Below are 7,534 nucleotides of genomic sequence, written 5' to 3'. Positions count from 1 at the left end.
AGCGACACGGAGATACTGGCTGCGAACCTTTGGCCCACCTCGGTCATACGCAGCAGAACCTCACGAGCACAGATACTAAGGTGCCGTATTCAGTAGTTCATTTTCACAGAGTCGGATTCATAAAGGCAGGTCGGGAAATTACTCAATTCCCGAATATTGCCCCACATAGTCCATTCGCATCAACAACCGTTCCCCTGAGCGGAGAACATAAAGCCATATACGATTCGGCAGGATTCGCTTCTTTTTCGAGAGCTGTTTGCTGCCCACCAAATGCATAATAACATTGTCGAACCTCATGTCAACATTCATCGGTGGGCTGTACTGTTTTTCGCGTGTGCTGATGATCTCCATAATTCGTACCTGAACTATGCTTTTGTACATAAACTGCTAAACCTGATCTTACAAAAATGTATGCATTTCGTATTCTATGCCATAATAATACATATTGGTAACATCTTGGACTGGACAAAAAACAAACTGATTTCCTAAATTGAGATATTTCCAATAAATTGTTATTTTTTCAGTTTAGTGTTGAATTACTGGTAGCGTAGACAGAAAATAAGGTCAAGGTTCGCGATTATGAGCCCAACTATGAAGATTATAAACGTTTCTCCGTGTTTTCTAATACGAATTCGCTTTCAAAAAATAAGATCCCGGATTGAAATTTCTTTTTCCGTATTGACCTGGTTCCCAGGTCAATGGCACCCGTTTGATTTTGACGTTTCTGTGTCCTGGGTGCCACTGGCCTGCGTTTCGCAGGTCAGTGCTCCTTCATTTTCAATGTTACACGCCTGAAAGCGAAGTAGTATAAGCTCTTTGTAAATGAGAAGCACTGCACGGAGCGCTTCTGCATTTTCTTCTGACGAATGCCGGTCAAATAATCAGTTGAAAATACGAATTTTTCTGGTAGACTGCTCCACAAATTTAGTCTGTCAACCTGTCAGACACTTTTCGAACGATGTTTGAAGGGCATTTGTTTGGTCCGTCAATGGCAGGGCTGCGTGTGACCACTGGGATTTCTGAACATTACGTAATAGGGGTTTGAACCGTAATATCTTCCGACGAGTGGATACACCGTTTACCGGCTTTGAGGAGCCACTTTGAAGGAAAATATCAAGTGAAGACTCGAACTCTCCTTACTTTGCTGTTCGTAGTTCGTTCAGCTTTCGTACTGACGCGAATATGTCAACATCTCGGAGCGAAACGTCGTACTGCGGTTGATCGAAGTATTATGGCAAATGTCGAGGGTTGTTTTGAAGCAGTCCGCTCTGAAGCATCGGAGTTGCGCTGCTTTCTGAGCCTATTCCTGATTGTCTCCTTTTTTGTCTTCGGATTTTTCTTCCCCGGCAACTGCAGTGCGGAAACTGACAGACCCGTGATCCGGGTAGGCAGCGAGATTGAATTCCCCCCATTTGCTCTTGTTGATGAGAGCGGGCAGCCTTCAGGATTCTCGGTAGATCTTATCAAAGCGGTAGCCGAAGCCATGGGATTGTCGGTTGTTTTTGAATCGGGCGATTGGAACAAGATGTGGAACGATTTGGTTTCCGGCAAATTGGACGTCTTGCCAATTGTGGCGAAGTCAACTGAGCGGGCTAGATTGGTAGATTTCAGCCTTGCCCACACCGAGACGTTCGATGCGTTTTTCGTACGTGACGGGAGCCCTATTTTGGGAACCATTGAAGCTGCCCAGGGAAAGACGATAGTCGCCATGCGGTCGGATGCTGCCCACCACGAGCTCCTGGAACTGAATTTCCAAGGGGAGTTGATGCTAGCCGATACGATACCGGAAGGGTTATCGATGGTTGCAGCCGGTAAGTGTGACGCATTCCTCTGCTCGAAACTCATCGGTATCTTGGCAATCAAAACCCATGGAATAAGAGGCCTGACTGCCGGCCCTCCTATCCCCGATTATAAGCGAGTTTTTTCGTTCGGCATAAGAAAAGGCGAGGATGAGCTTAAGGAAAAGCTCAACCAAGGGCTGTTAATTGTAAAGACCGGCGGCCAGTACGACAGGATTTACGAAAAATGGCTTGCGTTTGATGACCCTTGGCTAAGGTATCGAAAATACCTCCTACTCGGATTGCCAGTTGCGATAGTAATTGCCTTTGGAGCTATGCTGTGGTCGGCAATGCTCAAGAAATTGGTGAGTAAGCGCACTTCAGAATTAGCAGCAAAGAACGAAGAGTTGGAGCACACACTTACCGACCTGATCAGAGCGAATGCTGACCTTGAGCATTTTGCTTACGTGGCATCGCATGATCTCCAAGAGCCTTTACGCACTGTGGCGAGTGCCCTGCAAATGTTCGAGAAGAAGCATAAAGGGAAATTTGACAAAGATTCCGATCAACTGATCGACTTCGCCGTTAATGGCGCAAAAAGGATGAGGTCCCTCATACGGGACCTGCTGACGTATTCCCGCCTGGACACCCAGGGTCAATCGTTTACAGCAGTTGACATGACGGAAGTACTGGACCGGTCAATAGAGAATTGCGGAAGTCTGATAAAGGAGAAAGGCACGGAGATAACGTACGACCGGATGCCGACAATCACGGGCGATCCCCTTCAGTTGGTGCAACTTCTACAAAATCTCATTGGAAATGCCGTAAAATTCGGTCCTGCCGTGTCGTCGAAGGTGCATGTGTCCGCACAACAAAACGGAAATGAATGGGTGTTTTCCGTCAAGGATAATGGCACAGGCATAAAAGAAAAATATTTCGATCGGATATTTGTAATATTTCAGCAGCTAAGCAAAAAGGGTCCTTTTCATGGAACAGGAATAGGACTGGCAATCGTTAAGAAAATTGTCGAGCGTCACCACGGAAGAGTCTGGGTGGAATCTGAGGTCGGTGTGGGATCCACCTTTTATTTTGCCATTCCAAATCGTATCTGCGAAAAAAAGGCGATTCTTGGATAATATTGCACAGATCAATGTTCTAGAGCCGGAGTCCTTCCGAAGCTGCAATCATCCGGGCTCGGCAGTGAAGCACATCGTGTCCAGAATTCTCGAATTGACTTTACTGCGGCCGTGAATTCATCCAAGTCAGTGGGTTTCGTGACGAAGCAATTAGCATGCAGAGAATACGTATCGATTATATCTCTGGGGTCTGAAGAGGTAGTCAGAATAATAACCGGAATGTGTTTGGTATTAGGATTCTCTTTGATTGCCTCAAGGACTTCTCGTCCGCTCAACTTTGGTAAATTCAAGTCCAGCAAAATCAGATCCGGACAAAGCAGATCCGCATCTCGTGAATAACAGTGTTGAAACAGAAAATTGATGCCTGCTTCTCCGTCCTCTACCCAATCCAACTGAATATTGGATTCAATTTCGTTCAACGCTTCTCTTATAAAATCAGCATCGACCGGATTATCCTCAATGAGCAATACGTTACATTTGTATGGCATTTTCGATCTCCATCAAACTTCACATTGGCCCCAATAGGCATCCGTTGTGGTGTTTTCATTCGACTCTCAAAGCGCTACTGATGCCCAGGGAAAAGACGCACATGAATGAGCACTGCCATGTCAGGCTGTGACAACTAGCTTTGAGGAGGCGCGGTCGCACTGCATATTTGTTGATGTGTACAGACGACGGCGAGTAAATTTGTTCCCCGCCTTAAGAACCGAAGTTCGTTCTGAACCCTACTACTATATTAACTTTGGTAAAGAGGTCAATCAAAATATTACGCCGAACTCCTGTATAAGCCAGCAAAACACCAATCCTGACATGCTAACGGATTTAAAATGCCGACTACGATGACCTGATCCCGGCTGCTTGTCCGGTTTTGCGCCGACGACTGCACAAGCACAAAGAATTGTGAGATGCTAATCCGTACCCGGAATGGAGAGTAACCGACTTCATGGAACCCGAACTAGATTAGGGCTTGCATATATATCAATTATCATATATAGTGACCGAGGAGCGTTGAGATGATGTTGAACACAGGCTTTTGAAAAGATTCCAGAGGTGTCGATGCCGTACGCAATTCCCAGAAAACATGGATTAAAGCGCTATTTGCCCATTCTGGAGTGGCTGCCCGCGTACGATTCTGCCTGGTTGAGGCCGGATCTCATGGCGGGTCTTACTCTCGCGGCCTTCACGATCCCGGAAGCTATAGCCTACGCCGAATTGGCCGGTTTGCCTCCGTCCGCAGGACTGTATGCTTCAATTCTGCCTGCTCTGCTCTACACGGTGTTCGGAAGCTCGCGTCAGCTCGTACTGGGCCCCACATCGGCCGTATCTATCCTTATTGCTTCAGGACTCTCCGGACTGGCCATAAGCTCACCGGAGCAATATGCTGCGGTTGCCGCTGCAACGGCTATTCTCGTGGGATTCATCGCCATTGTCTCATATCTTCTGAGGCTCGGTTTTCTGGTCAATTTTATCTCAGAATCGGTTCTCATCGGATTTGCTACCGGGGCAGGACTGTACATAGCGTCCACCCAATTGAGTAAGCTTTTTGGAATGCCTGCATCGCACGGCCAATTCTTGGAACGTGTTTTGTACATCGTGCAGCATCTCGGGAACATAAACGTGTACTCATTGGCGCTTGGGGTCGGAGGCATAGTAATACTCGTTATCGGTGAACACTTCTTTCGTAGAATACCTTGGGCGCTTCTCGTGGTGCTCGGCGCAACGGCTCTCATGAGCGTAACCGGTCTGGCGAGTCGCGGTGTTAATATTATTGGAGAAATTCCCAGGGGACTTCCTGCATTCGTTTTCCCCGAGATAACTTTAGCCGAAATACCCGATCTTTTGCGCACTGCAGTTGGAGCGTTCGTGCTTGCCTATCTCGAAGGCATGAGCATGGCGAGAACATTTGCGGCAAAGAATAAGTACCGGGTCGATGCAAATCAGGAATTGCTGGCGCTCGGGTGTGCAAGTTTGGGAGCTGGTTTGACGCAATCATATCCTGTGGCGGGCAGTTTTTCCCGTAGCGCCCTGAATGATGCCATTGGAGGAAGAAGTCAACTTGCCAATGGTATCGGCGGGTTATTAATTGCCTCAGTCGTCCTGTTCTTTGCCGGAGTATTCACCAACCTCCCTGAACCGATCCTTGCCGCGGTTGTAATCGTAGCTGTCAGAGGACTTTTCAAGATTGGAGCGTTAATCCGATTATACCGGCTTCGCAGAACTGAGTTCTGGACTGCTATGGGAGCGCTTGTAGGCGTGCTCGTGCTGGGCATTCTCGATGGAGTGGTGATTGGTGCGCTCCTTTCCCTGCTTCTCGTCATAAGCAGGGCGTCAGAATCTCGTATGAGTCTGCTGGGCAAAGTGCCCGGTCTCCCCCAGTTCACGAATCTCAAGGATAATCCGGAAAACGCTACTATTCCGGGACTTTCCATTATGCGAGCCGATGAAGGGATCTTTTATGCGAACGCCGATTCCATTCGAGGTGAGATTTTGAACCATGTCCGTAGTGCTGACCATCCAATCAAAACCGTAATATTGGATCTCGAGATGACCAGCGACTTGGATCTGCCCGGAGCGGAAATGCTGGGAGAATTGCATACCAAGCTTCGGGAAAACGGTATTCACCTGAGATTGAGCCGAGTGCAGAGACAAGCAAGAATGCTGCTTGCACGTTCGGGCATATCGCAGGAAATAGGCCCGGAGAAGATTCATCCTCGTACTCTCTTTGCCGTTGCAGCGTACTTGAGCGAAGAAGGTGTCGGCAGCTCGATTTCATGCGATATTCTTCCCGATATGATCAGGTGCGTGCAGGATCTGGTAGTCGCGCGGGTCGGAAGCATGGAAGCTTCAGATCGCGAACTTCTTGAGAACATTTCCGGTCGGCTCGAATCGATTCTTGAGATGATCGAGCAGATGAACGGGCACGGCAATTCATCGAAAATACAAAAGCACTGAAAATCATGAAAACATGGGTATTTCGCCGCGTTCTTTTGCGTAGCTTCGTTTATCTTATTTCCAAATTCACGAAATATTATTCTGCTGTTCGTTTCTTCGTTGCTGCGTAGAAGGGGCGTGTGGCCAACGTTCCTGGGAAGCAATGAAAACGTTTTTTGCGGAAATATCCGGAGACGCTTCCCGCTAACGGTTGACACAGGCGCTGCTTCGTTTCACAATCGGCCGAACCATCAAAGTCCGACGTAATGCGGCTGAGGTGAAACGATGTCACGCACAGGGGAAAAATGGGGCTGGATAGGCGGTTGGCTGGGATCGTTCATCTGGATACTTATCTCGAGTATAGTCTGGCTTTGGCAGGGAAAGTACCTTTTCGCCGCACTGGGGGGTGGATCATTCTTAATGGCTCTGGCGCTCATATTTCTTCTTGCCCCTTGGAAGCACCCTACTATGGCTTACTGGAAACTCATGCTCCCACTGCTTACTCTGTTTGTCGTGTCCGCAGTGGTTTTTGTGCTGGTTTCGGGAGGCCTTCAGGAACCGGGGAACTTCTCCTGGTCGATTCTCTTCCTTGCGTTTCTCCTGCTGCCCCTCCTGAATACCGGCAAACGACGATGGGATGATGAATACCCCAAATAGCGAGGCTTGATTTATGCTGGAACTACTGACGAGCACAGACGCTTGGATTGCGTTTATCACTTTGACTGCACTGGAACTTGTCCTGGGAATCGATAATATAATTTTCATCTCGATTCTTGTAGACAGGTTGCCCGAAAAGCGGCGTGAGTTCGGCAGACGCCTTGGTCTGTTTCTGGCCATGTTCATGCGAATCGCTTTGCTCTCAGTGCTCTCATGGCTGATTGGGCTGACCGCACCATTATTTACGATTTTACAGCAAGAGATTTCCGGCCGAGACCTTATCCTCATTGGAGGCGGTCTCTTCCTGCTCTGGAAAAGCACCAAGGAAATCCATCATCTCTTGGAGGGAGAAAGAGAAGGAGTCACGAAGCAATTGCAGTCCGGTTTTTCAGCAGTAATCATGCAAATCATGTTAGTCGATCTCGTATTTTCGCTGGATTCCATAATTACGGCTGTGGGAATGGTGGACAAGCTTCCTGTAATGATTGCGGCTGTGGTCGCTTCCGTTGGACTGATGATGGCTTTTGCCACACCGATAGGACAGTTTGTCAGTGGTCATCCAACGATCAAGATGCTGGCGCTGTCGTTCCTGGTCGTGGTCGGCGTCGTTTTGATTGCAGACGGCTTTGGCCATCATGTACCGAAAGGGTATATCTACTTTGCAATGGCTTTCTCCGTGTGTGTAGAGATGCTCAATATGCGCTTACGAAGACGGTTGATTCCTGCACCTGAGGCTCTTACGCCAACGACTGAACAGGATACCGCAGAAAAGCCGCAGCCGACCGCACCTTCGGAATCAAATGATACATTGAGCGAAAAGAAGAATGAAAATCGAGCGCCCGGGTGAGAAGCCGGGACTATAGCGGTTATCGAAAGTCTTGACGGAATCCAATGCCTGCAATGAGAAGAATCAGTAGCGCCGGCGTCCCTGCCGGCGAGAACTTATTGATTTGTTTGGTGAATTGTTCGCCGGCACGGAGGCCGGCGCTACCAATTGCTGGGAACTGCTCTTCACAATCCGTGATTACTTTC

The 7,534-nt window shown here is 48.3% G+C and carries 6 protein-coding genes; 4 read left to right on the top strand and 2 right to left on the bottom strand.

What is annotated here, in order from left to right; translation table 11 throughout:
• Nucleotides 1-138: 138 nt before the first annotated feature.
• Complete coding sequence (locus DESTI_RS05235; protein WP_041285978.1) at nt 139-381, bottom strand: hypothetical protein; 243 nt, start codon at nt 379-381, stop codon at nt 139-141.
• Nucleotides 382-1,117: 736 nt separating this feature from the next.
• Here DESTI_RS05235 and DESTI_RS28470 point away from each other — a divergent pair.
• Nucleotides 1,118-2,914: a transporter substrate-binding domain-containing protein gene (locus DESTI_RS28470; RefSeq protein WP_014808921.1), complete on the top strand. Its 1,797-nt coding sequence runs from the start codon at nt 1,118-1,120 to the stop codon at nt 2,912-2,914.
• An 11-nt stretch (nt 2,915-2,925) separates the two neighbouring features.
• On the opposite strand, the gene DESTI_RS05225 is transcribed toward DESTI_RS28470, so the two are convergent.
• On the bottom strand, nt 2,926-3,402 hold the full coding sequence (locus DESTI_RS05225) for a response regulator (RefSeq protein ID WP_014808920.1): 477 nt from the start codon (nt 3,400-3,402) through the stop codon (nt 2,926-2,928).
• A 568-nt stretch (nt 3,403-3,970) separates the two neighbouring features.
• On the opposite strand from DESTI_RS05225, the gene DESTI_RS05220 reads away from it, so the two are divergent.
• The 3 genes from DESTI_RS05220 to DESTI_RS05210 all read left to right on the top strand — a co-directional run bounded on the left by DESTI_RS05220 (nt 3,971) and on the right by DESTI_RS05210 (nt 7,349).
• Entirely contained in the window at nt 3,971-5,866 is a 1,896-nt protein-coding gene (locus tag DESTI_RS05220) for a SulP family inorganic anion transporter (protein ID WP_014808919.1), read from the top strand.
• 264 nt (nt 5,867-6,130) lie between these two features.
• Complete coding sequence (locus DESTI_RS05215) at nt 6,131-6,502, top strand: hypothetical protein (RefSeq protein ID WP_014808918.1); 372 nt, start codon at nt 6,131-6,133, stop codon at nt 6,500-6,502.
• Nucleotides 6,503-6,515: 13 nt separating this feature from the next.
• Nucleotides 6,516-7,349, top strand: coding sequence for a TerC family protein (locus DESTI_RS05210; protein WP_014808917.1), 834 nt, complete (start codon nt 6,516-6,518; stop codon nt 7,347-7,349).
• Nucleotides 7,350-7,534 lie beyond the last annotated feature (185 nt).

Source organism: Desulfomonile tiedjei DSM 6799 (assembly GCF_000266945.1).
GTDB lineage: Bacteria > Desulfobacterota > Desulfomonilia > Desulfomonilales > Desulfomonilaceae > Desulfomonile > Desulfomonile tiedjei.
This window is presented reverse-complemented; position numbering and strand designations above follow the sequence as displayed.

Coding starts and splice junctions, on each gene's coding strand:
- DESTI_RS05235 (WP_041285978.1), bottom strand. CDS start 381: ATGTACAAAAGCATAGTTCAGGTACGAATTATGGAGATCATCAGCACA.
- DESTI_RS05225 (WP_014808920.1), bottom strand. CDS start 3,402: ATGCCATACAAATGTAACGTATTGCTCATTGAGGATAATCCGGTCGAT.
- DESTI_RS05220 (WP_014808919.1), top strand. CDS start 3,971: ATGCCGTACGCAATTCCCAGAAAACATGGATTAAAGCGCTATTTGCCC.
- DESTI_RS05215 (WP_014808918.1), top strand. CDS start 6,131: ATGTCACGCACAGGGGAAAAATGGGGCTGGATAGGCGGTTGGCTGGGA.
- DESTI_RS05210 (WP_014808917.1), top strand. CDS start 6,516: ATGCTGGAACTACTGACGAGCACAGACGCTTGGATTGCGTTTATCACT.